At 62.2% G+C, this 22,897-nt stretch carries 28 protein-coding genes; 13 read left to right on the top strand and 15 right to left on the bottom strand.

The window, feature by feature from the left end; genetic code table 11:
• Positions 1-149: 149 nt before the first annotated feature.
• Positions 150-386, bottom strand: coding sequence for an Lrp/AsnC ligand binding domain-containing protein (locus tag NKH49_RS04755; protein WP_023674883.1), 237 nt, complete (start codon positions 384-386; stop codon positions 150-152).
• Between the two features lie 236 nt (positions 387-622).
• Here NKH49_RS04755 and NKH49_RS04760 point away from each other — a divergent pair, with 236 nt between their 5' ends.
• Entirely contained in the window at positions 623-1,042 is a 420-nt protein-coding gene (locus tag NKH49_RS04760; protein WP_352455762.1) for a DUF4864 domain-containing protein, read from the top strand.
• A 9-nt stretch (positions 1,043-1,051) separates the two neighbouring features.
• Here the strand turns inward: NKH49_RS04760 and NKH49_RS04765 are convergent, their stop codons facing one another.
• The 8 genes from NKH49_RS04765 to coaD all read right to left on the bottom strand — a co-directional run bounded on the left by NKH49_RS04765 (position 1,052) and on the right by coaD (position 7,253).
• On the bottom strand, positions 1,052-2,431 hold the full coding sequence (locus NKH49_RS04765) for a glycosyltransferase family protein (protein WP_352925237.1): 1,380 nt from the start codon (positions 2,429-2,431) through the stop codon (positions 1,052-1,054).
• A gap of 221 nt (positions 2,432-2,652) precedes the next feature.
• Positions 2,653-3,783: a tRNA guanosine(34) transglycosylase Tgt gene (gene tgt / locus NKH49_RS04770; RefSeq protein WP_352925239.1), complete on the bottom strand. Its 1,131-nt coding sequence runs from the start codon at positions 3,781-3,783 to the stop codon at positions 2,653-2,655.
• Positions 3,784-3,791: 8 nt separating this feature from the next.
• Positions 3,792-4,061: a hypothetical protein gene (locus NKH49_RS04775; protein WP_352471691.1), complete on the bottom strand. Its 270-nt coding sequence runs from the start codon at positions 4,059-4,061 to the stop codon at positions 3,792-3,794.
• Complete coding sequence (gene queA / locus NKH49_RS04780; protein WP_352540593.1) at positions 4,051-5,136, bottom strand: tRNA preQ1(34) S-adenosylmethionine ribosyltransferase-isomerase QueA; 1,086 nt, start codon at positions 5,134-5,136, stop codon at positions 4,051-4,053. Before queA ends, NKH49_RS04775 begins: the two co-directional genes overlap by 11 nt.
• A gap of 12 nt (positions 5,137-5,148) precedes the next feature.
• Positions 5,149-5,547 carry a hypothetical protein gene (locus NKH49_RS04785; RefSeq protein ID WP_352682863.1) on the bottom strand — a complete coding sequence of 133 codons (399 nt, stop codon included), beginning with the start codon at positions 5,545-5,547 and terminating at the stop codon, positions 5,149-5,151.
• Positions 5,544-6,056, bottom strand: a complete 513-nt coding sequence (locus NKH49_RS04790) for a peptidylprolyl isomerase (RefSeq protein WP_254817363.1) — start codon at positions 6,054-6,056, stop codon at positions 5,544-5,546. The genes NKH49_RS04785 and NKH49_RS04790 overlap by 4 nt, the downstream gene beginning before the upstream one ends.
• A 29-nt stretch (positions 6,057-6,085) precedes the next feature.
• The gene (locus NKH49_RS04795; RefSeq protein ID WP_352471695.1) at positions 6,086-6,676 is read right to left on the bottom strand and encodes a peptidylprolyl isomerase; all 591 of its coding nucleotides are present in this window, start codon (positions 6,674-6,676) and stop codon (positions 6,086-6,088) included.
• Positions 6,677-6,752: 76 nt separating this feature from the next.
• Positions 6,753-7,253 (bottom strand): pantetheine-phosphate adenylyltransferase, encoded by a 501-nt coding sequence (gene coaD / locus NKH49_RS04800; RefSeq protein ID WP_352448768.1) that lies wholly within the window; start codon positions 7,251-7,253, stop codon positions 6,753-6,755.
• A gap of 195 nt (positions 7,254-7,448) precedes the next feature.
• Between coaD and NKH49_RS04805 the strand changes: the two genes are divergently transcribed.
• Positions 7,449-7,601 carry a hypothetical protein gene (locus NKH49_RS04805; RefSeq protein WP_352540595.1) on the top strand — a complete coding sequence of 51 codons (153 nt, stop codon included), beginning with the start codon at positions 7,449-7,451 and terminating at the stop codon, positions 7,599-7,601.
• Positions 7,602-7,654: 53 nt separating this feature from the next.
• On the opposite strand, the gene gyrA is transcribed toward NKH49_RS04805, so the two are convergent.
• On the bottom strand, positions 7,655-10,459 hold the full coding sequence (gene gyrA / locus NKH49_RS04810; RefSeq protein ID WP_352471697.1) for a DNA gyrase subunit A: 2,805 nt from the start codon (positions 10,457-10,459) through the stop codon (positions 7,655-7,657).
• Positions 10,460-10,606: 147 nt separating this feature from the next.
• Positions 10,607-11,434, bottom strand: a complete 828-nt coding sequence (locus tag NKH49_RS04815) for a helix-turn-helix transcriptional regulator (RefSeq protein WP_352925241.1) — start codon at positions 11,432-11,434, stop codon at positions 10,607-10,609.
• Positions 11,435-11,520: 86 nt separating this feature from the next.
• Here NKH49_RS04815 and NKH49_RS04820 point away from each other — a divergent pair, with 86 nt between their 5' ends.
• Positions 11,521-12,051, top strand: a complete 531-nt coding sequence (locus NKH49_RS04820; RefSeq protein ID WP_352540597.1) for a hypothetical protein — start codon at positions 11,521-11,523, stop codon at positions 12,049-12,051.
• 74 nt (positions 12,052-12,125) lie between these two features.
• On the top strand, positions 12,126-12,755 hold the full coding sequence (locus NKH49_RS04825) for a MarC family protein (RefSeq protein ID WP_023674869.1): 630 nt from the start codon (positions 12,126-12,128) through the stop codon (positions 12,753-12,755).
• Positions 12,756-12,763: 8 nt separating this feature from the next.
• On the opposite strand, the gene NKH49_RS04830 is transcribed toward NKH49_RS04825, so the two are convergent.
• Both NKH49_RS04830 and NKH49_RS04835 read right to left on the bottom strand, forming a co-directional pair.
• Positions 12,764-13,189 (bottom strand): OsmC family protein, encoded by a 426-nt coding sequence (locus NKH49_RS04830; protein WP_352925243.1) that lies wholly within the window; start codon positions 13,187-13,189, stop codon positions 12,764-12,766.
• Between the two features lie 122 nt (positions 13,190-13,311).
• A complete protein-coding gene (locus NKH49_RS04835; protein ID WP_352448761.1) occupies positions 13,312-13,824 on the bottom strand; it encodes a single-stranded DNA-binding protein in 513 nt (170 codons plus the stop codon).
• A 209-nt stretch (positions 13,825-14,033) separates the two neighbouring features.
• Here NKH49_RS04835 and NKH49_RS04840 point away from each other — a divergent pair, with 209 nt between their 5' ends.
• The 9 genes from NKH49_RS04840 to NKH49_RS04880 all read left to right on the top strand — a co-directional run bounded on the left by NKH49_RS04840 (position 14,034) and on the right by NKH49_RS04880 (position 21,698).
• Entirely contained in the window at positions 14,034-14,423 is a 390-nt protein-coding gene (locus NKH49_RS04840; protein WP_352540599.1) for a cupin domain-containing protein, read from the top strand.
• An 82-nt stretch (positions 14,424-14,505) separates the two neighbouring features.
• Complete coding sequence (locus NKH49_RS04845) at positions 14,506-14,820, top strand: ArsR/SmtB family transcription factor (RefSeq protein WP_352540600.1); 315 nt, start codon at positions 14,506-14,508, stop codon at positions 14,818-14,820.
• Positions 14,817-15,341, top strand: a complete 525-nt coding sequence (locus tag NKH49_RS04850; RefSeq protein WP_352455703.1) for an SRPBCC family protein — start codon at positions 14,817-14,819, stop codon at positions 15,339-15,341. Before NKH49_RS04845 ends, NKH49_RS04850 begins: the two co-directional genes overlap by 4 nt.
• A 26-nt stretch (positions 15,342-15,367) precedes the next feature.
• Positions 15,368-15,973 carry an ATP-dependent Clp protease proteolytic subunit gene (locus NKH49_RS04855; RefSeq protein WP_352540601.1) on the top strand — a complete coding sequence of 202 codons (606 nt, stop codon included), beginning with the start codon at positions 15,368-15,370 and terminating at the stop codon, positions 15,971-15,973.
• On the top strand, positions 15,970-16,368 hold the full coding sequence (locus NKH49_RS04860; RefSeq protein ID WP_352540602.1) for a hypothetical protein: 399 nt from the start codon (positions 15,970-15,972) through the stop codon (positions 16,366-16,368). Before NKH49_RS04855 ends, NKH49_RS04860 begins: the two co-directional genes overlap by 4 nt.
• Before the next feature lie 696 nt (positions 16,369-17,064).
• Positions 17,065-19,986, top strand: coding sequence for an excinuclease ABC subunit UvrA (gene uvrA, locus NKH49_RS04865; RefSeq protein WP_352925246.1), 2,922 nt, complete (start codon positions 17,065-17,067; stop codon positions 19,984-19,986).
• Positions 19,986-20,396 carry a DUF302 domain-containing protein gene (locus tag NKH49_RS04870; protein ID WP_352448755.1) on the top strand — a complete coding sequence of 137 codons (411 nt, stop codon included), beginning with the start codon at positions 19,986-19,988 and terminating at the stop codon, positions 20,394-20,396. The genes uvrA and NKH49_RS04870 overlap by 1 nt, the downstream gene beginning before the upstream one ends.
• Positions 20,393-20,863 carry a GNAT family N-acetyltransferase gene (locus NKH49_RS04875; protein WP_352833104.1) on the top strand — a complete coding sequence of 157 codons (471 nt, stop codon included), beginning with the start codon at positions 20,393-20,395 and terminating at the stop codon, positions 20,861-20,863. The genes NKH49_RS04870 and NKH49_RS04875 overlap by 4 nt, the downstream gene beginning before the upstream one ends.
• Before the next feature lie 28 nt (positions 20,864-20,891).
• Positions 20,892-21,698 (top strand): DUF72 domain-containing protein, encoded by an 807-nt coding sequence (locus NKH49_RS04880; RefSeq protein WP_023674858.1) that lies wholly within the window; start codon positions 20,892-20,894, stop codon positions 21,696-21,698.
• A gap of 45 nt (positions 21,699-21,743) precedes the next feature.
• Here NKH49_RS04880 and NKH49_RS04885 read toward each other — a convergent pair whose 3' ends face one another.
• Together NKH49_RS04885 and urtE are read right to left on the bottom strand one after the other, a co-directional pair.
• Positions 21,744-21,944, bottom strand: coding sequence for a hypothetical protein (locus NKH49_RS04885; protein WP_023674857.1), 201 nt, complete (start codon positions 21,942-21,944; stop codon positions 21,744-21,746).
• A 211-nt stretch (positions 21,945-22,155) separates the two neighbouring features.
• Positions 22,156-22,851 carry an urea ABC transporter ATP-binding subunit UrtE gene (urtE, locus tag NKH49_RS04890; RefSeq protein WP_126041867.1) on the bottom strand — a complete coding sequence of 232 codons (696 nt, stop codon included), beginning with the start codon at positions 22,849-22,851 and terminating at the stop codon, positions 22,156-22,158.
• Positions 22,852-22,897: the final 46 nt, after the last annotated feature.

The raw sequence follows: 22,897 nt of genomic DNA on the forward strand, positions 1-22,897 counted from the left end.
TTTCACTGGCCTGGCTGGAGAAAATCAAGCGCAATCGGTGATTTGTTGGGCGCCGGCGATCAGTATATCGCACTTGCCTAAAATTAAGGCAGCACCAATAGGGCCTTGATCAGGCTTTGCCTGGTGTCCGGGCAGATGCCGGATGCGGATCAAAACGCGCGAAAGGTGACGACCGTGAACGTGTCCTTGATGCCGGGAAGAATCTGCACTTTCTCGTTGACAAAGTGGCCGATGTCTTCCTCGTCGTCGACATAGAATTTGGCGAGCAGGTCGTAGTTTCCGGCTGTCGAGTAGATTTCCGAAGCGATCTCGGCATCGGCCAGGGCGCTGGCAACGTCGTAGGCCTTGCCCAGATCGCATTTTATCTGCACGAAAAATGCCTTCATTGCCTGGTCCTGCTCACATCGCACGCTCTAATCGAGCGGCCCTTGTGGCAGACTGCCGCCCGGCTTTCAAGCATCGGCAATCGCTCAGGCTGTTCTCGCCTCGACAATGCTTTCTCGGCTCGGACACGGACTGCCACGCCGAATGTTTGCGCTCGGCTGAAACCCTGAAGCACTGCAAAGCGTATGGTATCATGTACCTTCAGGCAGCGATTTCTCAGGGACAACGGAGACAGGCCATGCGCCGCGCGTTTTTCGCATTCGCAGTCGTTCCATTCATTTTCGCATCCCAGGCCTTTGCTGGCGACGCCGAAGTCAAAGCGGCGCAGACAGTCATCGATGGGCAGTTGAGGGCCTTCATCGCCAATGACGGAATGACGGCCTACAGCTTTGCCGCACCGAATGTGAAACGCATCTTTCCGACCGTCGATACCTTCATGAACATGGTGACAAAAGGGTATCCACCGGTGCGCCAACCGCAGACCTACTCCTTCGGCAAGGTTCGTGAGACGAGCCCGACGTCGATCATCCAGCAAGTGCTGATCGTCGGCCCGGATGGCAAGGACTACGAGGCGGTCTACACGCTCGAACTACAGCCTGACGGCAGCTTTCGGATCACCGGCTGCAGCCTGCGTGCGTCCACGTCGCTCAGCACCTAAAGGGGTGTTTCAATCCTGTCGCCGGTAGAGCGTCCAGCTCAGGCCAGAAAACCCCCAATGCCTCGACGCATCGGCCCGTTCATACGCCAGAGCGCATGCGGCCGTCGGTTGGACATGTTCGGCTTGTTTGTCCACGTCCCCCTCGAGGACCAGCCAGGCGGGCCGTTCGGTGCACATCCCGTCGTCTGGAACCAGCAATGCCCGACGATCCATTCGCGCCGCAAAATAGTTGACGACAATCGGGGTGCGGAAATTACCGTCGCTGGCATAGGTGGTTGCGCCGTTCCTGGTCATTTCATCAACGATAGCGGCGTAGGAGCCGCGTTCAAATTTATAGAACTGAAGCAGCGACGAAATGCTTCCACTCACCACGATCGCCAGCGCTCCCATCGCAAGCAGCCTGGCAGTCCCGCGAGCATCCAAGCCGCGGCCAATCATCTCGCCGGCCCAGAGCAGCAGCAATGTTCCGCTGATGATGAAATAGCGCGGGAACTCAAGGTTGGGCAGATGCGCCGCCGCCATGAGCAAAGGCAGTCCGATAATCCCGATGGCATAAAGGCTGGCTCGACGACCGCGCCAGACACCGGCGGAGAGGCCGACAAGACCGCAGGCGGCAACTATATAAGGCCCGTCGCCAAACCAGGGTGGCAGGCCGAACAGAGAGCGGATCATCCCGCCATAGCCCTGCGCGAAGGCGGCAATCGAGAATGGCGAAACACCACCGACACTGAAGCCGAACAGCCTGCAGCCGACAAACACGCCGACAGCCAGCGGCAGCACGGCAAGCAAGCCCGGCAGGAAGATCGACGCCAGGTCCGCAACGACGCGGCCGACCTTCGCCGTACGCTGCCAGGCGAGCCAGGCGGTCCAGATTGCGAGGACCGCCACCATTCCGATCATTGTGAGATGGCACAGGAAGCCGAAAAGGATCGCCGCTGCCAAGGCCGCGCCAGACCACCGTCTATTGTCGAGCCGGCGCTCCAGAAAAACCACCGAGAGCAGCGTGAACAGCACAAGGCCGGCATAGCCGCGCGCCTCCGAGCCGTAATGGACCATTGGGTAGCTCACGGCAAACAACAGGCTTGTGGCAATCATCGCCTGTCGTCCGCGCGATGCGGCGCTCGCTGCCGCCGCACCGATCGTGGCAACACCTAATGCTATCGACAGACCTCGCTGGATCAGCGGCGAAGCATCGGGGCCAATGAGATAGAGATAGACCGAGTTGAGGAAATGATTGTTGTCGTGATTGACGCGCCAGAATATCTGGTCGATCGAGGTCAGCGGCTCGATCAGCGCAAAGCTCCAGATCTCGTCCAGCCAAAGGTCGCCGCGCGCGCCAAGCAAGCGCAAGACCAGGCCGGTCACTGCGATCGCCAGAATCGCAAGCAACGACCCAGCCGTCCATCGCTGAACCGCGATGGGGGTCGAAGGCGAAGGCTCGGCGATGCCGTTCGTCCGCACCGTCGTGCCAGGAACTGAAACTTGCCGCGAAACGAACAGGTTCTTGATCCTCGCCCGATGTCGTCCGGCAATGCTTATTGGGCAGTCGTTTCAAAACAGTTCATGGCAGGGACAACTCCTCCCTGGAGCCGGATTCCTGGCGAGCATGCCTACCGGACGGCGAGGTCACCGTTTGCCCATTGCTGCGTGATGATCTCGGCTTCTTCGGCGAACCTGCCAGCCTCGATCGCTTCACGAATGTCTCGCATCAGCTGCTGGTAATAGGACAGATTGTTCCAGGTCAGGAGCATCGCCCCAAGCGCCTCTTGCGAGCGCACCAGATGATGCAAATAGGCCCGCGAATAGTCGCGTGCGGCCGGGCAGTCGCTTGCCTCATCGAGCGGACGCGGATCGTCGGCATGGCGGGCGTTGCGCAGATTGACCTTGCCGCGCCGTGTGTAGGCTAGGCCGTGGCGCCCTGCCCGCGTCGGCATCACGCAGTCGAACATGTCGATGCCGCGCGCCACCGACTTCAAAATGTCGTCCGGGGTGCCGACGCCCATCAGGTAGCGCGGCCGGTCAGCCGGCAGCTCCGGGCAAGTGATGTCGAGCATCTCCAGCATCACCGCTTGCGGCTCGCCGACAGCCAGCCCGCCGATCGCGTAGCCCTTCAGCTCCATTGCCTTCAGCGCCTGCGCCGAGCGCAGCCGCAGATCCGGCACGTCGCCGCCTTGCACAATGCCGAACATCGCCTTGCCGGGCTGCTCGCCGAATGCCGTCTTGCAACGCTCGGCCCAGCGCAACGACAACTCCATGGCACGCCCGATCTCGTTCTGCTTGGCCGGCAGAGCCGTGCATTCGTCGAGCTGCATCTGGATGTCGGAATCGAGCAGCCCCTGGATCTCTATCGAACGCTCTGGCGACATCTCGTAGGCGCCGCCGTCGATATGCGAACGGAAGGTAACGCCGTTCTCGGTCAGTTTCCGCAGCTTCGACAGCGACATCACCTGGAAGCCGCCGCTGTCGGTCAGGATTGGATGCGGCCAGCGGGCGAATTCATGCAGGCCGCCGAGCCGCGCCACGCGCTCGGCGCCGGGTCTTAGCATCAGGTGGTAGGTGTTGCCGAGGATAATGTCCGAGCCGACGCCGCGCACCTGATCCATATACATGGCCTTCACCGTGCCGCCGGTACCGACCGGCATGAAGGCAGGCGTGCGGATTTCCCCGCGCGGCATGGTGATTGCACCACGCCGCGCCCTGCCGTCGGTCGCCAGCACCTTGAAGGTGAATGCGTCAGTCATTGAATTCCCTAGCCATCGAACTCCTTGTCGAATACCGGCGCGTCCGGGGCCTGCTTGTCGAGTGATTGCCGGTAGCGGATGCAGCCGCGCATGAATTTCGGCCACGGCGGCACGGCAATCGCCGGGTCGGTCTTTTCGGGCAAAAGTGACCAGAGGTCGGGATGGTGCCAGCACAGATCATGGCCGGTGGCGTCGCGGTGTTGGCGGATGCCGGCGCGCAGTTTCCTGACCTCGGCGATCAAGGCTTCCCGGTCGAAGGTTTCCAGGTCATCGTCCATCGGTATCCTCCCTGAACAGAAGACTTGCGTCTCCATAGGAATAAAACCTGTAGCGATTCTCGATGGCATGCGCATAGGCCGCCCGCATCGTCTGCAAACCGCAGAAGGCCGAAACCAGCATGAACAGCGTCGAACGCGGCAGATGGAAATTGGTCATCAGCAAGTCTGCGGTCTTGAAACGATAGCCGGGCGTGATGAAGATGTCTGTCGGGCCTGACCATGCGGCCAGCCTGCCGTCCTCGCCAGCCGCGCTCTCCAATAAGCGCAGCGATGTCGTGCCGACGGCGATAATGCGCCCTCCTTTTGCTTTCGCCGCATTCAGCGCCTCGGCGGTTTCCGGGCTGACCGAACCGGTTTCGGCGTGCATCTTGTGGTCGGCGGTGTCGTCCGCCTTCACCGGCAGGAACGTGCCGGCGCCGACATGCAGCGTGACGAAACGGCGCTCTATGCCCTTGGCGTCGAGCGTCGCAAACAGCTCCGGCGTGAAATGCAGCCCTGCCGTCGGCGCGGCGACCGCGCCCTCCTCCCTCGCATAAATGGTCTGATAGTCGCTGCGGTCGCGTTCGTCGTCGTCACGCTTGGAGGCGATGTAGGGCGGCAGCGGGATGTGGCCGACTGCATGCAGCGCCTCGTCGAGGAACGGACCTGACAGGTCGAAGCCGAGCAGCACCTCGCCGCCTTCTCCCTTCTCGATCACGGTCGCGTCGAGCTGGCCGAGAAGGCAGGAATTGGCGTCATGACCGAAATGGATACGATCGCCGGCGGCGATGCGCTTGCCCGGACGCATGAAGGCGAGCCAGCGGTCGGGCGCCATCCGCATATGCAGCGTGGCTTCGACCTGCGCCGCCGCCTCGCCGCGCCGCCTGATGCCTTTCAGCTGTGCCGGAATGACCTTGGTGTCGTTGAAGACCAGCACATCACCGGCCTTGAGCAGGGCCGGCAGGTCGCGCACCGTCCGGTCTTCGAGCCCCTCACCCGGCCTGACCACCAGCATCCTGGCACTGTCGCGCGGCTCGGCTGGGCGAAGCGCGATGCGCTCCTCCGGCAGATCGAAGTCGAAAAGGTCGACGCGCAAGAGATCCCCGCCTCAAGGTTCCGGGCAGGTCACCGCCCAGGCGCCGACACCGTCTATGCTCAATGTGCCGCCCATCGCGAAGCTGGACTGCTCGCTGGCCTTGACCAGCCGCAATTTGGCGACGATCGAGCTGATGCCTTCGTCGGTGAGGTCGATCAGCATGCGCTCGTCGTCTTCGAATGCCTGTCCAACGATGACTTTCGTTGAGCCTGGCTGTCCATCCGTGGTCCATGTCTTGCCGCCGGCATCCAGCCACACACGCGCGACCGCAATGACGGCCGTGTGTCCCATCAAAACGTCGATCGATGCCGCGCCGCCGTCGGCGCTGCAGACGATCGATTCCGTTGCCAGCGCCGGAGTGGCCGCCGCGACGAGCACAAATGCGATTGCCGCGACAGCCCGGCCGGTCATTTCACGTCGGCCGCGACCTTGAGCGACACGATCTTGTCAGGATCCTGCACCGGTTCGCCGCGCTTGATCTTGTCGACGTTGTCCATGCCTTCGATGACCTGGCCCCATACCGTGTACTGGCGGTTGAGGAAGGCGGCATCGTCGAAGCAGATGAAGAACTGCGAATTGGCCGAGTTCGGGTTCTGCGAGCGCGCCATCGAGCAGGTGCCGCGGCCGTGGTTGGCGTTGGAGAACTCGGCCTTCAGATCGGGTTTGTCGGAACCGCCAGTGCCGGCGCGCGATGGCGCGAAAGACGGCTTGTTGGAATTGCCGAACTTCACGTCGCCGGTCTGCGCCATGAAGCCGTCGATGACGCGGTGGAAGACCACGCCGTCATAGGCGCCTTCGCGCGCCAGCTCCTTGATACGGCCGACATGGCCGGGCGCCAGATCTGGAAACAATTCGATGACGACCTTGCCCTTGGTCGTGTCCATGATAAGCGCGTTCTCGCGGTCCTTGATTTCGGCCATGTCAGAAATATCCTTTTGAACAATTGGGGTTACTTGCCGTCCGCGGCGATGCGCACCTTGATCATGCGATCGGGGTCGGTCACCGTGCCGTTCTGCGCCTCGTCGCCTTTCTTGATGTGGTCCACCAACTCCATGCCGCTGACGACATTGCCAACGATGGTGTACTGGCCATCGAGCGGCGGTGCCGGCGCGAACATGATGAAGAATTGCGAATTGGCGGAATTCGGATCGTCGGAGCGGGCCATGCCGACCACGCCGCGCTGGTAGTGCTCCGTGCTGGAGAATTCGGCCGGCAGGTCAGGAAGATCGGAGCCGCCGGTGCCGACAGCGTCGGCATTGAAGCCGCTCTTCATGTTGCCGAACTTGACGTCGCCGGTCTGCGCCATGAAGCCGTCAATGACGCGGTGAAAGGCGACGTTGTCGTAGGCGCCCTGGCGCACCAGCTTTTTGATCTGCGCGACGTGCTTCGGCGCAAGGTCGGGCCTCAGCGCGATGGTCACGTCGCCGTCCTTCAGCGTTACGATCATGGTGTTTTCCGGATCGGCGGCAAAGGCCGACACGGATGCGGTCACAAGACCGGCAAGCACGGCAAGCAAGAAGGCAAGCTTTTTCAGCTGCATGGGATCTTTCTCCGAATATCTTCGTTCATGCATGTCGTTACCCAAAGCCGGGTTCCACTTTTGGGTGACATGCATTTTATTTCGCGAATTTGGCGGTGAGCGCGCCGGCCACGGCCGCCGGCACGAAGGGGCGGATGTCGCCTCCCATCGAAGCTATCTGGCGCACAAGTGTGGCGGTAATGGTGCGCACTGAAGGGCTGGCGGGCAGGAACACCGTCTGCAGCTCCGGCGCCATGGTCTCGTTCATGCCGGCCATCTGCATCTCATAGTCAAGGTCGGTGCCGTCGCGCAGGCCGCGGATCATGATCGAGGCGCCATGCTTCCTGGCCGCGTCGATTACCAACCCGTCGAAGGCGACTACTTTGATACGCGCACCGTCGCTGCCGAATTCTGCCTTCGCGGCCGTTTCGATCAGGCCAACCCGTTCCTCGAAGGAAAACAACGGCTTCTTGCCGGGATGGATGCCGATCGCCGCATAGATTGTATCCGCCACGGCCAGCGACGCCTTCAGCACGTCGAGATGGCCGTTGGTCAGCGGGTCGAAAGAGCCGGCATAAAGGGCGATGCGTTCGGTCATGGCAGGTGCTTCTAGCGAGCCTCTCTCCTAAAGGCAAATCCGATCGCCAGCCCGCGCCGTGAACCTTTTGGCCGACGTGAACGACAGATGAATGTGCCGCTCACAACAGCTTCACGCAGTGTTCACTAAGTTGCAGCTGCAGGAGATGAAACCAAACACCCATCTAATCGTTGTTAGGCGCAGGAGAACACGCACATGCTGATCTACATGCTCGCCACCGCAATGACCGTCGCCATGCTGATCGCCACCGTATTCGGGTTGCATCAGGAAGCACAGCGCGTCCGCGCCAAGGCCAACACCAAGCGGTTCGAAGGCTTCGGCAACCGCAGGCCTTATCGCCGCTTCTAGATTGCGGGTGTCTTCACACGCCGGCCCACAGGGCTGGCGTCGTCGTGCCAAACTCACTCGACGGAAGTATCGGGCTCCCTACCATCGGCATCGGCAACAGCGCCGCTTTCAGCATTCTCTTCGATCTCTTCATCCGCTTGCGGTTCTGAAATTCGCTCGACCGAAACGACCTTCTCGCCCTCAGCGGTATTGAAGATGGTAACGCCCTTGGTGGCGCGGCTGGCGAAACGAATGCCGTTCACTGGAACACGGATAACGGTGCCGCCATCCGAAACCAGCATGATCTGATCGTCATTGCCGACCGGGAAGGTCGCCACTAGGCGGCCGATTTCGGCCGTTTTCGAGACGTCGGTGGCGCGAATACCCTTGCCGCCACGGCCAGTCAGGCGGAAATCGTAGGACGATGAACGCTTGCCGTAGCCATATTCCGTCACCGTCAACACGAACTGCTCGTGCGCCTTGAGGAATTCATAGCGGTCGTCGGAAAGCTCTGCCTCTTCGCCGACCTCTTCATTGGTGAGCTGGATTTCTTCCTCCTCGCCAGCCGCGATGTCAGCAGCGAGCCGGCGTTCGGCCACCACCCGCTTGAGGTAGGCGGCACGCTCCGCCGGCGGCGCATCGACATGCTCGATCACCGCCATCGAGATCACCCGGTCGCCATCTGCCATCGCAATGCCGCGCACGCCGACCGAATTGCGGCTCTGGAAGACGCGTACGTCGCTGACCGGAAAGCGGATGCACTGGCCGGAACTTGCCGTCAAAAGCACGTCGTCATTGTCGGTGCAGGTCTCGACGCCGAGGATCTCGTCGCCTTCCTCGTCCAGCTTCATGGCGATCTTGCCGTTGCGGTTGACCTGGACGAAGTCCGACAGCTTGTTGCGACGCACGGTACCGCGCGTGGTGGCAAACATGACGTCGAGCTCGCCCCAACTCGTCTCATCCTCCGGCAGCGGCATGATCGTGGTGATGCGCTCGCCCTGTTCGAGCGGCAGCATATTGATCAGCGCCTTGCCGCGCGATTGCGGGTTGCCGATCGGCAGGCGCCAGACCTTTTCCTTGTAGACGATGCCGCGCGAGGAGAAGAACAGCACCGGCGTGTGCGTGTTGGCGACGAACAGCCGGGTGACGAAATCCTCTTCCTTGGTCGACATGCCGGAGCGGCCCTTGCCGCCGCGGCGCTGCGCCCGGTAGAGCGACAGCGGCACGCGCTTGATGTAGCCGGAATGGCTGACCGTGACGACCATGTCCTCGCGCTGGATCAGGTCCTCGTCTTCCATGTCCGCCCCGCCCTCGGCGAGCTCGGTGCGGCGCGGCGTGCCGAACTCGTCGCGCACGGCGATGAGCTCGTCCTTGACGATCTGCTGGACGCGGGCGCGGGACGAGAGGATGTCCAGGTAGTCCTTGATCTCGTCGCCGATCGTGTTCAGCTCGTCGGCGATCTCGTCGCGGCCGAGCGCGGTCAGGCGCTGCAGGCGCAGTTCGAGGATGGCGCGCGCCTGCTCCTCGGAGAGATTGTAGGTACCATCCTCGTTGATGCGATGGCGCGGATCGTCGATCAGAAGAATCAGCGATTCCACGTCGCCCGAAGGCCAGCGCCGCTCCATCAACTGCTCGCGCGCCGTCTGCGGATCCGGAGCGCTGCGGATCAGCTTGATGACTTCATCGATGTTGGCAACAGCGATGGCAAGGCCGACCAGCACATGGGCGCGGTCGCGCGCCTTGCGCAGCAGGAATTTCGTGCGCCGGCTGATCACCTCCTCACGGAAGGCGACGAACGCCTTCAGCATGTCGGTCAGCGTCAGCAATTCCGGCTTGCCGCCGTTCAGTGCCACCATGTTGGCGCCGAAGGACGTCTGCAGCGGGGTGAAGCGGTAAAGCTGGTTGAGGATGACATCGGCGACGGCGTCGCGCTTCAGTTCGATGACGACGCGGTAGCCCTGGCGGTCGCTCTCGTCGCGAATGTCGGAAATGCCTTCGATGCGCTTGTCGCGCACCAGCTCGGCCATCTTCTCGATCATGGACGCCTTGTTCACCTGATAGGGAACCTCGGTGATGACTATCGATTCACGATCGTTGCCGCGCGCCTCGACGTTGACGCGGCCGCGCATGACGATGGAGCCGCGGCCGGTCGAATAGGCGCTGTAGATGCCGGAACGGCCAAGCACGATGCCGCCGGTCGGGAAATCCGGTCCCGGAATGATCTCCATCAGCGCCGGAAGGTCGATCGCCGGATTATCGATGAGGGCGATGGCGCCGTTGCAGACCTCGCCCAGATTGTGCGGCGGGATGTTGGTGGCCATGCCGACGGCGATACCGCCGGAGCCGTTGACCAACAGGTTCGGGAAGCGCGCCGGCAGGACTTTCGGTTCGCTGCCCGACGCATCGTAAGTGTCCTGGAAATCGACGGTGTCCTTGTCGATGTCTTCCAGCAACTCATGCGCGACCTTGGTCAGCCGCGATTCCGTGTAGCGCATCGCCGCCGGCGGATCGCCGTCGATCGAGCCGAAATTGCCCTGCCCGTCGATCAGCGGCACGCGCAGCGACCAATCCTGCGCCATGCGCACCAAAGCGTCGTAGATCGAGGCGTCGCCATGCGGATGGTATTTACCCATCACGTCGGCGACCGGGCGTGCCGATTTCACATATTTGCGGTTCCAGTGATAGCCACTCTCATAGGCGGCGTAGAGGATGCGGCGATGCACCGGCTTGAGGCCATCGCGCACGTCCGGCAGCGCGCGGCTGACGATCACGCTCATGGCGTAATCGAGATAGGAGCGCTGCATCTCCTCGATGATGGATATCGGCTCGATGCCGGTGGGGCCGCCGTCGGCGCCGCGCGGTGTCTTTTGGTCGGTCAAATCGGATCACAATCTAATCAGGAATCACTTGGTGCTTATATAGGAAGCCAGCCTGAAACTCCAACAATCGCGGCAGTTTTCCAGTGTGGTTTTTAGCGGCAAATTCAAAAGGATAAACCAATTGCGACGATATGGCCGTGTACCCTTTCACGGGCGTCGCCGGCGGGCGCGATAATTACCCGGCGCCTCGCCCATCAGCCGCCGGAAACGGCGATTGAAGGTTGATAGATCGTTGAATCCCGCCGAAAAGGCAATCGCCGAAATCGTCTGATCCGACGTCCGCAGCCGCACGGCTGCCCTGTGCAGCCGCGCTCTCAGCAGGAATTGGTAGGGCGTCATACCGGCAACGTGCCGGAAGGTGCGCAGGAAATGGTAAGGGCTGGTGGCGGTCTCGTCGGCGAGTTCGGCAAGCGAGATCGGCCGGTCGGCATCGACTTCGATGCGCCGCACCGCTTCGGCGACACGCTTCTGGTCACGGCGGCTCGGCGTCCGCCCCCGATCCGTAGCGCTGCAAGCCGCTGTTACCGCGGCACCGGCAATGCGCAGGGCGAGTTCCTCGAACGCGCCGGTGTCGGCCATCTCGCGCGCCGCCTCCGCTTCGGCAAGCAGCGACACCAGCGCCGGCAAGGGCGGCAGGCGCGGTGTGCCGAAATCGAGCGTCTTGGCGCCCGGCACGTCGGCGACGATCCGCTCCATATAGGCCGGTCCGAAATGGAAGGAGAGGCAACGGTCGCCGGCGCCATGCTCGTGCCCGCATTCATAGCATGTGCCGGGATTGCCGAGCAGGAGCGCGCCCGGCGCCAGCATCGCCGTGCCCTCGCGCGCACGATAGCGGAAGGTGCCGTTGGTTACGGCGGCAACGCAGAAATCCCGATGCTCCTCCTCGAATGGCCTGTCGGCGGCGCTGGCGGTGCAGATGACATCCGACACCTGCCAGCCTCGGCCCGACGCCAGCCTGTGCGCGCTCGTCGTCATCGCCGAAACATAGCAACTTTTCCCAAGCGCAGAACCCCTGTCGGCCTCTATGCTTGCCGGTCTCCTGACAAGATGAGAGCGAAGCCATGTCCAATTCCTTTGCCAAGGTCCTGCACAGCGATGGGCCCGTACCGGCCCTTGCCGAGAAACTGAATCTTTATGGCCGCTTCGTCGGCGCCTGGACGTTCGACGCCACGCGCCATCTCGAGGACGGTCAGGTGCTGACCGGGCGCGGCGAAGTGCATTTCGGCTGGGTGCTCGAAGGCCGCGCGATCCAGGACGTATGGATCCTGCCTGCCCGTGACGCCGGCCCCTCGCCCTCGCTCGGCAAATGGACCTTCTATGGCACGACGTTGCGCGTCTACGATCCCGGCGTTGACGCCTGGCACATCTTCTGGAGCGATCCGCGCAATCAGTACTACAGCCGCCAGCTCGGCCGTGCGGAGGGCGATACCATCATCCAGCAAGGCGCAGACGGCACCGGATCTGCTGTGCGCTGGAGCTTTTCGCGCATCACCGAAAATTCGTTCCGCTGGCTGGGCGAACGCTCACAGGACGACGGCGCCGCCTGGCGTCTCGAAGTCGAGTTTCTGGCGCGCCGGGCCGTCAGCCCCTGATCCGCACGGTTTCCACTGGCTCTGCTTTGCTCTACCAATCCCGTTATCCGGCTTTGCCGGCGGGGAGGGTCAGCATGCCGAGCTTCGACAGCCTGTTCAACGCCTTCGTCACCATACTGGTGACGATCGATCCGCCCGGCCTGGCGCCGCTCTTCCTCGCCGTGACCCGCGGCATGAACCGCGAGGAGCGCAACCAGGTCTCCGTGCGCGCCTCGGTCATCGCCTTCCTGGTAATGGCGTTGTTCGCAATCGCCGGCGCGTCGATCCTGTCAGTCTTCGGCATCACTCTGCCGGCCTTCCGCGTCGCCGGCGGCTTTCTACTGTTCTTCATCGCCTTCGAAATGGTGTTCGAGCGCCGGCAGGACCGCAAGGAGAAGATCGGCGACGTCGCCATCACCAGGGACATGATCCACAACATCGCCGCCTTTCCGCTAGCGATCCCGCTTATTGCCGGTCCCGGCGCGATTTCGGCGACCGTCCTGCTCTCAAGCTCGTTTCAGGGTTTGGGCGCGCAGACAGCCCTTGTCGGCATCATCGCCATCTGCCTCGTCATCACCTACCTGGTGTTCGTGCTGTCAGAGCGCATCGACCGTATCCTCGGCCAAACCGGCCGTTCGATCCTGACAAGGCTGCTCGGCGTCATCCTGGCGGCGCTCGCCGTACAGTTCGTCGCCGACGGCATCAAGGCGCTGATGGCGACGTAGGGACAGCCCTACTTCGCTGTCGTTTCAATGACTTCGAAGTCGTGGGTAATCTCGGCAGTCTTGGCCATCATTGCCGAGGCCGAGCAGTATTTGTCGATCGAAAGCCCGATCGCCCGCTTCACCTTGTCGTGTGATAGCGCCCGGCCTTTGACGACAAAATGCATGTGAATGCGGGTGAACACTCTGGGCTCGGCTTCTGCACGGTCGGCATCGAGTTCGACCACGCAATCTTCGACCGCCTCGCGCCCCTTTTCGAGAATATGGACCACGTCATAGGCCGAGCAGCCGCCAGTGCCGATCAGCACCAGTTCCATTGGGCTCGGCCCCGGCGTCTTGCCCTCCGGCCCGAACGCAGTGCCTAGCACCAGCTTGTGCCCATTGGCGGACTCGCCAACGAAAGTGCGCTCCTCGACCCATTTGACCCTTGCCTTCACCTGATACGTCCTTTCACCGCTCAAACGCACAACGTCCCGAAAATCCAAGACAGATTTTCGGGACGCCATTTCGTGGCCAAGGTGCCGGCGCTTTTCGCCGCAAGGGCAGTCCGCCCGAGAAATCAGAACGGGATTTCGTCGTCCAGCTCGCGCGACGAACCACCGCCGCCGCCCTTGTTGGCGCCACCGCGATTGAAACTTTCGCCCGGGCCGGACTGGCCGAAATCGGAACCGCGGCTCGCACCACCACCGGCATAGTTGCCGACCTGGCCGCCGCCCTCGCCCCGCGCATCGAGCATCTGCAGCTCGCCGCGGAATTTCTGCAACACGATTTCGGTCGTATAGCGGTCATTGCCGGTCTGGTCCTGCCATTTGCGCGTCTGCAGCTGGCCCTCGACATAGACCTTCATGCCCTTCTTCAGATACTGCTCGGCCACCTTGGCGATCTGGTCGTTGAAGATCACGACATTGTGCCACTCGGTCTTTTCCTTGCGCTCTCCGGACGTCTTGTCGCGCCAGCTTTCCGACGTCGCGATGCGGATGTTGACGACCGGGTCACCCGAATTCAGGCGGCGGATTTCAGGGTCCGCCCCGAGGTTGCCCACCAGAATGACCTTGTTGACACTACCCGCCATGATACTTCTCCGCGCTCATCCGAAACCAGATTTTTGTCGCCGCACCTTACAGGCTATGGACAATCCCTGCCTGCCGTCGCTGCCTTTTCCCACAACGTTTTTGTTCTCTTTTCGTTCTATAGGAGAGGCCCTGCACTGTCAATAGTTGTCAGTAAGAAGTAGTGTCTTGGCGTCGAATTTCCACAGACCATGGGATCGAGGCGAACTCAATGAAGATGGTTGCGCATGACGATCAGCCGCAAGAAGAGTGGCGGACGGGAGTAAAGACCCGCATGCATGTCTCGGCCTGCAACGGCGCAACTCAACTTTGCATATTCGAACAATGGGTCGAACCCGCGGTTGGCGCCCCGACACATTGGCACCCGGTCGAGGAAGTGCTTACCGTCATCGCTGGCAGAGCCGAGATGTGGATCGACGAAGAGCATCTCGTCTTGACTGCCGGACAGTCGCTTGTTGTTGCCGCGCACAGGCAACATGGCTTCCGAAACATCGGCTCCGAATTGCTTCATATTCATGCTGTGCTCGCGTCACCAGTTTTCGAGGCGACGTTCAACGGATCCCCCGACATGGTGAGACGCTGGTTTCCGGCGAGTTTGTAAAACCTCGCCTGTCTTAAAAAACACCGCCTGTCTTAAAAAACACGGCTTGCCAAACCGATAAGTATTGACTTATGCTTTCGGCATGATCGAAGCAGACATTTTTCGGGCACTGGCGGATCCAACGCGTCGCGCCGTCTATGAGCGGCTCGCCGACGGCGAGATGACGGTGTCGGAACTGCGCACTGGCATACCGGTATCGCAGCCGGCGGTATCGCAACATCTCGCAGTGCTGCGCGGCGCCGGCCTCGTGGTCGAGCGCCGGGCCGGTCGCAACGCTTATTACCGCGTCGATCCGAAGGGGCTTGCGCCACTGCTCGGCTGGATCGAACGCTACCGTGCGTTCTGGCCAGAGCGCATCGAAAGGCTCAAGACGGTTTTGAAGGGCATGGACCAATGACCAGCCGAGGCAAAGAACGCGCCGAAATGGCCGCAGACAAGATCGAGTTCGAGTGCGAGCTGCCCGAACCGCCGGAAAAGGTGTGGCGGGCGCTGACGGTGCCGGACCTGCTCGCGGCCTGGATGATGCCGAACGACATCAAGCCCGAAATCGGCAACCGCTTTGCCTTTAAAGCGCCGAATGCGCCGATCGAGTGCGAAATCCTCGACGCGGATCCCGGACGGCTGCTGCGCTATTCCTGGCGGGAGCGGCCGGCGCCCGGCGATACGCAGGTGCCGCCCGGCAGCCCCCTGGACAGCGCAATGAACGACAGCCCAGTGGACAGCATCGTCACCTTTACGCTCGACCGCACCGTTTCCGGCGGCACGCATCTGCGCATCGTCCATGATGGTTTTGCTCGGGCAGCAGTGCCGGAGATCGCGATGGCAGGCGCCGGTTGCCGGCTTTCCTTTGAAGCGCGCACTCCCAGGCACAAGCAGATCGCCGCAAACACCCCGCGCCTCTTCCTGCGCGCGGCCTGAACGACAACAGTCAACGGAGACAACCGATGAGCGGCCTTGCCAATCTGGTGCCGATGGTGATCGAGCAGTCGAGCCGCGGCGAACGTGCCTTCGACATATTTTCGCGGCTGCTGCGCGAGCGCATCGTCTTCATCAACGGGGCGATCGACGACGGCACCTCGGCGCTGGTCTGCGCCCAGCTTCTGTCGTTGGAATCCGACAATCCCGACAAGGAGGTCTCGCTCTACATCAACTCGCCGGGCGGCGTGGTGACCAGCGGTTTCGCCATCTACGATACGATGCAGTATATCAGCTGCCCGGTCTCCACGGTTTGTATGGGCTTCGCCGCCTCGATGGCCTCGTTCCTGTTGATGGCCGGCACACCGGGGCGGCGCATCGCGCTACCCAACACCAGCATCGTGCTGCATCAGCCTCTCGGCGGTTTCCAGGGCCAAGCCTCCGATATCCAGCGCCATGCCGAGGGCATCCTTCGCACCAAGCGGCGCATGACCGATCTTTACGCCCGCCATTGCGGCCGCACCTACGAAGAAGTGGAACGCACGCTCGACCGCGACTTTTTCATGACCGCGCAGGAGGCCAAGGATTGGGGCCTCGTCGACTATGTTTTCGACACTCGCAAGCAGGCCGCATGAACGAGCCGGGCCGGCGGACGGAACTGAGGCGATTGAGCCCCCGCAATTTCAGCGCCATCGGTCTGGTCTTGACGCTATCGCGGCACTATAGTCCGGCGATGACCGCCAGCCGCTCATCCAGCCTGTTATGCTTTGCTATCGCTACCGTAGCCGGCACGAACATGCTGGTGGGTATGGCACTTGCCCAAGATAATTCGATGTCTTCGCAAAAGGGCGCCCTGCCCGGTGTGACCAGCGATTATCGCATCGCCGAGCCAGCGCCGCAGCCTGAGCCTGACGACGTGGCTCCAGGCAGCGGCAACGGCACCTTCAAGATTGGCGATACCGACGTTCGGATTTCCGGTAGCATCACCATCGATGTCGCTACCGGCGGGATCAGGCCCTCCAGCCGCTAAGTTCGCCTGGTGTGAACCACAAATATTGCGCTTCAAACGAAGAGCCCCGCCATTGCTTTTGCAACTGACGGGGCTTCTTGGATCTAAAATCCAAATTGCCGGGAGTGTACTGCCGGCATTTTATTTCGGATGCTTCGCGGCATTCAGCCGACGATCCGACTAGCAGTCTCTGATTTTATGGGAATCGGCAGGTCCGTTTGGCGGGCAGCGAAAACGCCTGACCCTGGCCACTTATACCTGCCGCGGCTCCAGCGACACGTGGAGCCTCAAGGAACAATCCGGTGGAGTCATGCCTCTGCTCTCCTTCTGTTCGTTGCGACTGTCGTCGTCGAAGCGCTCATCGCATAACCCGCGGCGTCTCGCAGGCTAGCCCGAGGCCGCGAGGCCATCGAAAGACGGCCGGCTTCGTTGACGTGTGGATTCTGCCCCCATGACGCGGGGACGTCAACCTTGAATAGCCGATTACCGAAAAATGTGATCGCGAGACGCTTTGTGAAGCCGGCTGCGCGGGCAGCTTTTGTCAGGAGCGTGTTCGGCCTTTGTTCTTTCCGCTTGCCCGTTCGCGCGAAAGGCGGTTAAACGCTTTGGTCGAGAGTTGTGGCGTCTCTCGAAAAGGCGGCGAAATTACCTACATAGGGGATGGTCGGGAAAACCCGCCCATCCCACGAATTCCAGATTCTGAGGCGGCGACCGGCGATGGCCGACCATAAATATCTCTCCATTCGCGGGGCACGCGAACACAATCTGAAGAATGTCGATCTCGACCTGCCGCGTGACAGCCTGATCGTCATGACCGGCCTGTCGGGGTCGGGCAAGTCGTCGCTTGCCTTCGACACCATCTACGCCGAGGGCCAACGCCGCTACGTCGAGAGCCTTTCGGCCTATGCACGGCAATTCCTCGAAATGATGCAGAAGCCTGACGTCGACCAGATCGACGGCCTGTCGCCGGCCATCTCCATCGAGCAGAAGACCACCTCGAAGAATCCACGTTCGACGGTCGGCACCGTCACCGAGATCTACGATTATATGCGGCTTTTGTTCGCCCGCGTCGGTGTACCCTATTCACCGGCCACCGGCCTGCCGATCGAGAGCCAGACGGTTTCGCAGATGGTCGACCGGGTGCTTGCTGTCGAGGAAGGCACCCGGCTGTTCATTCTGGCGCCGATGGTGCGCGGCCGCAAAGGCGAGTACCGCAAGGAACTGCTGGAGCTGCAGAAGAAGGGTTTTCAGCGCGTCAAAGTCGATGGCGTCTTCTATGAGATCGCCGACGTGCCGGCGCTGGACAAGAAGTACAAGCACGACATCGACGTCGTCGTCGACCGCATCGTCGTGCGCGGCGATCTGGCGACGCGGCTCGCCGATTCCATCGAGACCGCGCTGAAGCTGGCCGACGGGCTGGCAGTGGCGGAATTTGCCGACAAGCCGCTCGACGCCAGCCAGACCGGCGAGGATTCGGTCAACAAATCGAAGAACGAGACGCATGAACGCATGCTGTTCTCGGAAAAGTTCGCCTGCCCGGTATCCGGCTTCACCATTCCCGAGATCGAGCCCAGGCTATTCTCCTTCAACAATCCGTTCGGCGCCTGCCCGACCTGCGACGGGCTCGGCAGCCAACGCGCCATTGATGCCAGCCTGGTCGTGCCCGACGAGAATGTCTCGCTGCGCGCCGGCGCCGTCAGCCCTTGGGCGAAGTCGAGCTCGCCCTACTATGCGCAGACGCTGGAAGCGCTGGGCATTGCCTATGGCTTCAAGCTCGGCGACAAGTTCAAGGATTTGAGCGAGGAGGCAAAGCAAGCCGTCCTGCACGGCACCGGCGAGCGCGAAATCACCTTCCATTATGATGACGGTCTGCGCTCCTACAAAACGACGAAAACCTTCGAGGGCGTCATCCCCAATCTCGAGCGCCGCTGGAAGGAAACCGAATCCGCCTGGATGCGCGAGGAGATCGAGCGCTTCATGTCGGCCACGCCCTGCCCGGCCTGCCGCGGCTATCGGCTGAAGCCCGAGGCGCTCGCGGTCAAGATCGCCGGCAAGCACATTGGCGAGGTCACCGAGCTGTCCATCCGCAAGGCCGACCAGTGGTTCACCGATCTGCCCGCTTCGCTCAACGACAAGCAGAACGAGATTGCGGTGCGCGTGCTCAAGGAAATCCGCGAGCGGCTGCGCTTCCTCAACGATGTCGGTCTCGACTATCTGACGCTGTCGCGCAACTCCGGCACGTTGTCGGGCGGCGAGAGCCAGCGCATCCGGCTGGCTTCGCAGATCGGCTCCGGCCTGACCGGCGTGCTCTATGTGCTCGACGAGCCGTCGATCGGCCTGCACCAGCGCGACAATGCCCGCCTGCTCGACACGCTGAAGCATCTGCGCGACATCGGCAACACGGTCATCGTCGTCGAGCATGACGAGGACGCCATCCTGCATGCCGACTACGTCGTCGATATCGGCCCGGCGGCCGGCATTCATGGCGGCCACATCATCGCCCAGGGCACGCCGCAGCAGATCATGGCGACGCCCGCTTCGATCACCGGTAAATACCTGTCGGGCGAGCTCGAAGTGGCGACGCCGGCGGTGCGGCGTGAGGCCAAGAAGAACCGCCGGCTGAAGGTCGTCGGCGCGCGCGGCAACAATCTGAAGAACGTCACCGCCGAAATCCCGCTCGGCACGTTTACCGCCGTCACCGGCGTATCCGGCGGCGGCAAGTCGACCTTCTTGATCGAGACCCTGTTCAAGGCGGCGTCACGCCGCATCATGGGCTCGCGCGAGCATCCGGCCGAGCACGACCGCATCGAGGGGCTCGAATTCCTCGACAAGGTCATCGATATCGACCAGTCGCCGATCGGGCGCACCCCGCGCTCCAACCCCGCCACCTACACCGGCGCCTTCACGCCGATCCGCGACTGGTTCGCCGGCCTGCCGGAGGCCAAGGCGCGCGGCTACCAGCCGGGCCGCTTCTCGTTCAACGTCAAGGGCGGCCGCTGCGAGGCTTGCCAGGGCGACGGCGTCATCAAGATCGAGATGCATTTCCTGCCCGACGTCTATGTCACCTGCGACGTCTGCCACGGCAAGCGCTACAACCGCGAGACGCTCGACGTCCTGTTCAAGGGCAAATCAATCGCCGACGTTCTCGACATGACGGTCGAGGAAGGCGTCGATTTCTTCGCCGCCGTGCCCGGCGTGCGCGACAAGCTGGAGACGCTGAAACGGGTCGGCCTCGGCTACATCCATGTTGGCCAGCAGGCAACGACTTTGTCGGGCGGCGAGGCGCAGCGCATCAAGCTTGCCAAGGAACTGTCGCGCAAGGCGACCGGCAAGACGCTCTACATTCTCGATGAGCCAACCACCGGCCTGCATTTCCACGACGTCGCCAAGCTGCTTGAAGTGCTGCACGAGCTGGTCGACCAGGGCAACACGGTCGTCGTCATCGAGCACAATCTAGAGGTGATCAAGACCGCTGACTGGGTGCTCGATCTTGGCCCCGAAGGTGGCGACGGCGGCGGCGAGCTGGTAGCGTCCGGCACGCCGGAGGACATCGTCCGCGAAAAACGCAGCTATACCGGCCAGTTCTTGAGGGAATTGCTGGGGCGGCGCCCCGGAGGCAAGCGCGAAGCGGCGGAGTGATGGCAAAGAACGGTCTCATCACGGTCCAAAGCCGCTTCGGCGTGGCCGAGACGATCGATCGCCTGGTCGGGACTGTGGAAGGTGCAGGATTGCTGGTCTTCGCCCGCATTGACCACGCCGCCGGTGCGCGCAGTGTCGAAGCTTCCCTGCGTCCGACCCAGCTTCTGATTTTTGGCAACCCGAAAGGCGGGACGCCGCTGATGCAGGACCGGCAGCTTGCCGGCATCGATCTGCCGGTCAAGGCACTGGCTTGGGAGGATAAGCAAGGCAAGGTCTGGCTCTCCTACAATGACGCGCACTGGCTCGCTGAGCGCCACGGCTTGGGCGACGCCAGTCGCAATGCCGTCGCCGCGATAGCGGCCGGCATGGACAAGGTGATTGCGGCCGCTGCCGGCGCGGGCCAGTTTTGATCATGAGAGCCGCTCGGGCCGATGATCTCCCCACGGTGATCTCGCTCACCACCGACGCCTACGCGCCCTACACTGCCCTGCTCGGCGCACCGCCGATCCCTGTCACCGAGGACTACGCGCCGCGCATAGAACGCGGCGAGGTCTGGCTTTCGGAGCAGGACGGACAGCCGGCCGGCTTGATCGTTCTCGAACGACATGCGGACCATACAATGATCTTCAGCGTCGCCGTTGCGCCCGCCTTTCAGGGCAAGGGTTTCGGCATCGGGCTGCTCGACTGGGCCGAGCAACAGACGCGCCTGTGGAGCTTGCCGGAAATCCGACTCTACACCAATGCCAGAATGGAACGGAACGTTTCGTTGTATAAGGCCTACGGCTTTCGCGAAACGGGTCGCCGGCCCAATCCATATCGGCCAGGATGGACGGTCGTCGACATGGCGAAAGCCGTCGAGACGACCGCCATCGCGTGATCCTTTTCTGCAAACCGGGAGGACGACCATGACTCAATCAGGAACAATCCGCGCCGGCATGGGCGGCTGGACCTTCGAGCCGTGGGACACGTCCTTCTACCCGGACAAATTGTCGAAGGCCAAGCAACTGCATTATGCCAGCCGGCAGGTGCTCACTATCGAGGTCAACGGCACCTATTATTCGAGCTTCAAGGAGCCGACCTTCGTCAAATGGGCCAACGAGGCGCCGGATGGTTTCGTCTATTCGCTGAAGGGCAACCGCTTCGTCACCAACCGCCGCGTGCTCGGCGAGGCCGGGGAATCGATCATGCGCTTCCTCGGGTCGGGCGTCGCGGCACTTGGCGACAAGCTCGGGCCGATCCTGTGGCAGTTCGCGCCGACCAAGAAATTCGATCCGGACGATTTCGAGGCCTTCCTCAAGCTGTTGCCGGAAAAGCAGGACGGCGTTGCGCTGCGCCACGCGGTCGAGGTGCGCAACGACAGCTTCATCGTGCCGGAGTTCGCCGCCTTGGCGCGAAAGCACAAGGCCGCCATCGTCTATGCCGACCACGCCAAATATCCGGGGATTGCCGACGTTACCGGCGATTTCATCTATGCGCGGCTGCAGACCGGCAGCGACGACAATCCCGATTGCTATACGCCAAAGGCGCTCGACGAATGGGCGGCGCGCGCAAAAACCTGGGCGGAAGGCAAGGTGCCGGCCGACCTGTCGCGCGCCGATCCTTCAACCGACGCGCCGGTCAAGCCACGCGATGTGTTCGTCTACTTCATCACCGAGGGCAAGGTCCGCGCTCCATTCGGCGCCATCGCGCTGATGAAGCGGGTCGCAGGCTGACGCCCCGCTGTCGGTGGTCCGCCTGGCTTGGTCCTAAACTACCGGCTATGCGGCGCGTTCGTCCGGACGCCGATCAACCCTGACGATCTCGTTAAAGGCATCGAGATCGACATAGAAGACCTTGGTGATCTCCGCGATGAGTTCGTCGTGGTCATACCCCTGCGATTTCAGAATGTTGATGGCTGTCAGGATGTCGACGCGCTCCGTGAGCCGTCGTTTCTGGTAGTCCTCGACATAGCGCTCCATTGACTGGCCCTGGCTCCCAAGCACCCGAAATGTTGGACGACAACAGATCGCTGGAAGGGCTTGCGCGCAAGCGTGCGGACGCAGCCGCGCCTTCCCCTGATCTGCCAAGTTGAAACTGGTACGGAAAGCGGCCGACTCACCAAGGCCAAGCAAAATCTAGCACGCAATCTGCAGCGCGCCAGAGTTGCAAAGTAATGGAATCAATAAGAATTCAGACAGTCAGGAATTTGCGGACGTCCGCCCGGTCGAGATCCTCGGCGGGGCCGGTATGGACGATCTGTCCGCGGTCCATGATGTTGACCTCGTCGGCCAATTCCCGGCAGAAGTCGAGATATTGTTCGACCAGAAGCACGGCGATACCGGCCTGGTCGCGCAGATACCGGATGGCGCGGCCGATGTCCTTGATGATCGACGGCTGGATGCCTTCGGTCGGCTCGTCGAGCACCAGCAGCTTCGGCCGCATCACCAGCGCCCTGCCGATGGCAAGCTGCTGCTGCTGGCCGCCGGAAAGATCGCCGCCGCGGCGCGCGAGCATCTGCTTCAGCACCGGAAACAATTCGAAGACGTGACCGGGAATGTTGCGATCGGCGCGCTTCAACGGCGCAAAACCCGATTCGAGGTTTTCCCGCACCGTAAGCAGCGGAAATATCTCCCTGCCCTGCGGCACGAATGCGATGCCCGACCGGGCGCGATCATACGCCGCGCTCCGGTCGAGCGCCTTCCCCTCGAAGGCAACGCTTCCGCTCGTCAGCCGGTGATGGCCGACGATCGATCTCATCAAACTGGTCTTGCCGACGCCGTTGCGGCCGAGCACGCAGGTGATCTTGCCGGCGCCGGCCTTCAGCGAGACGCCGCGCAGCGCCTGGGCAGCGCCGTAGTGCAGCGTGGCATTGGAGACTTCGAGCATGGTCAGCGCTTTCTCCAACGCGTGAAGAACGAAAGGTCGAAATGAT

The sequence above is a fragment of the Mesorhizobium sp. M1088 genome (genome assembly GCF_040318575.1).
Taxonomy (GTDB): Bacteria; Pseudomonadota; Alphaproteobacteria; order Rhizobiales; family Rhizobiaceae; genus Mesorhizobium.

Bases quoted from the DNA above. Each gene is read 5' to 3' on its own strand.
- NKH49_RS04755 (WP_023674883.1), bottom strand. From the start codon at position 386: ATGAAGGCATTTTTCGTGCAGATAAAATGCGATCTGGGCAAGGCCTAC.
- NKH49_RS04760 (WP_352455762.1), top strand. From the start codon at position 623: ATGCGCCGCGCGTTTTTCGCATTCGCAGTCGTTCCATTCATTTTCGCA.
- tgt (WP_352925239.1), bottom strand. From the start codon at position 3,783: ATGACTGACGCATTCACCTTCAAGGTGCTGGCGACCGACGGCAGGGCG.
- NKH49_RS04775 (WP_352471691.1), bottom strand. From the start codon at position 4,061: ATGGACGATGACCTGGAAACCTTCGACCGGGAAGCCTTGATCGCCGAG.
- NKH49_RS04785 (WP_352682863.1), bottom strand. From the start codon at position 5,547: ATGACCGGCCGGGCTGTCGCGGCAATCGCATTTGTGCTCGTCGCGGCG.
- NKH49_RS04790 (WP_254817363.1), bottom strand. From the start codon at position 6,056: ATGGCCGAAATCAAGGACCGCGAGAACGCGCTTATCATGGACACGACC.
- NKH49_RS04795 (WP_352471695.1), bottom strand. From the start codon at position 6,676: ATGCAGCTGAAAAAGCTTGCCTTCTTGCTTGCCGTGCTTGCCGGTCTT.
- coaD (WP_352448768.1), bottom strand. From the start codon at position 7,253: ATGACCGAACGCATCGCCCTTTATGCCGGCTCTTTCGACCCGCTGACC.
- NKH49_RS04805 (WP_352540595.1), top strand. From the start codon at position 7,449: ATGCTGATCTACATGCTCGCCACCGCAATGACCGTCGCCATGCTGATC.
- NKH49_RS04815 (WP_352925241.1), bottom strand. From the start codon at position 11,434: ATGACGACGAGCGCGCACAGGCTGGCGTCGGGCCGAGGCTGGCAGGTG.
- NKH49_RS04820 (WP_352540597.1), top strand. From the start codon at position 11,521: ATGTCCAATTCCTTTGCCAAGGTCCTGCACAGCGATGGGCCCGTACCG.
- NKH49_RS04825 (WP_023674869.1), top strand. From the start codon at position 12,126: ATGCCGAGCTTCGACAGCCTGTTCAACGCCTTCGTCACCATACTGGTG.
- NKH49_RS04835 (WP_352448761.1), bottom strand. From the start codon at position 13,824: ATGGCGGGTAGTGTCAACAAGGTCATTCTGGTGGGCAACCTCGGGGCG.
- NKH49_RS04840 (WP_352540599.1), top strand. From the start codon at position 14,034: ATGAAGATGGTTGCGCATGACGATCAGCCGCAAGAAGAGTGGCGGACG.
- NKH49_RS04845 (WP_352540600.1), top strand. From the start codon at position 14,506: ATGATCGAAGCAGACATTTTTCGGGCACTGGCGGATCCAACGCGTCGC.
- NKH49_RS04850 (WP_352455703.1), top strand. From the start codon at position 14,817: ATGACCAGCCGAGGCAAAGAACGCGCCGAAATGGCCGCAGACAAGATC.
- NKH49_RS04855 (WP_352540601.1), top strand. From the start codon at position 15,368: ATGAGCGGCCTTGCCAATCTGGTGCCGATGGTGATCGAGCAGTCGAGC.
- NKH49_RS04860 (WP_352540602.1), top strand. From the start codon at position 15,970: ATGAACGAGCCGGGCCGGCGGACGGAACTGAGGCGATTGAGCCCCCGC.
- uvrA (WP_352925246.1), top strand. From the start codon at position 17,065: ATGGCCGACCATAAATATCTCTCCATTCGCGGGGCACGCGAACACAAT.
- NKH49_RS04870 (WP_352448755.1), top strand. From the start codon at position 19,986: ATGGCAAAGAACGGTCTCATCACGGTCCAAAGCCGCTTCGGCGTGGCC.
- NKH49_RS04880 (WP_023674858.1), top strand. From the start codon at position 20,892: ATGACTCAATCAGGAACAATCCGCGCCGGCATGGGCGGCTGGACCTTC.
- NKH49_RS04885 (WP_023674857.1), bottom strand. From the start codon at position 21,944: ATGGAGCGCTATGTCGAGGACTACCAGAAACGACGGCTCACGGAGCGC.
- urtE (WP_126041867.1), bottom strand. From the start codon at position 22,851: ATGCTCGAAGTCTCCAATGCCACGCTGCACTACGGCGCTGCCCAGGCG.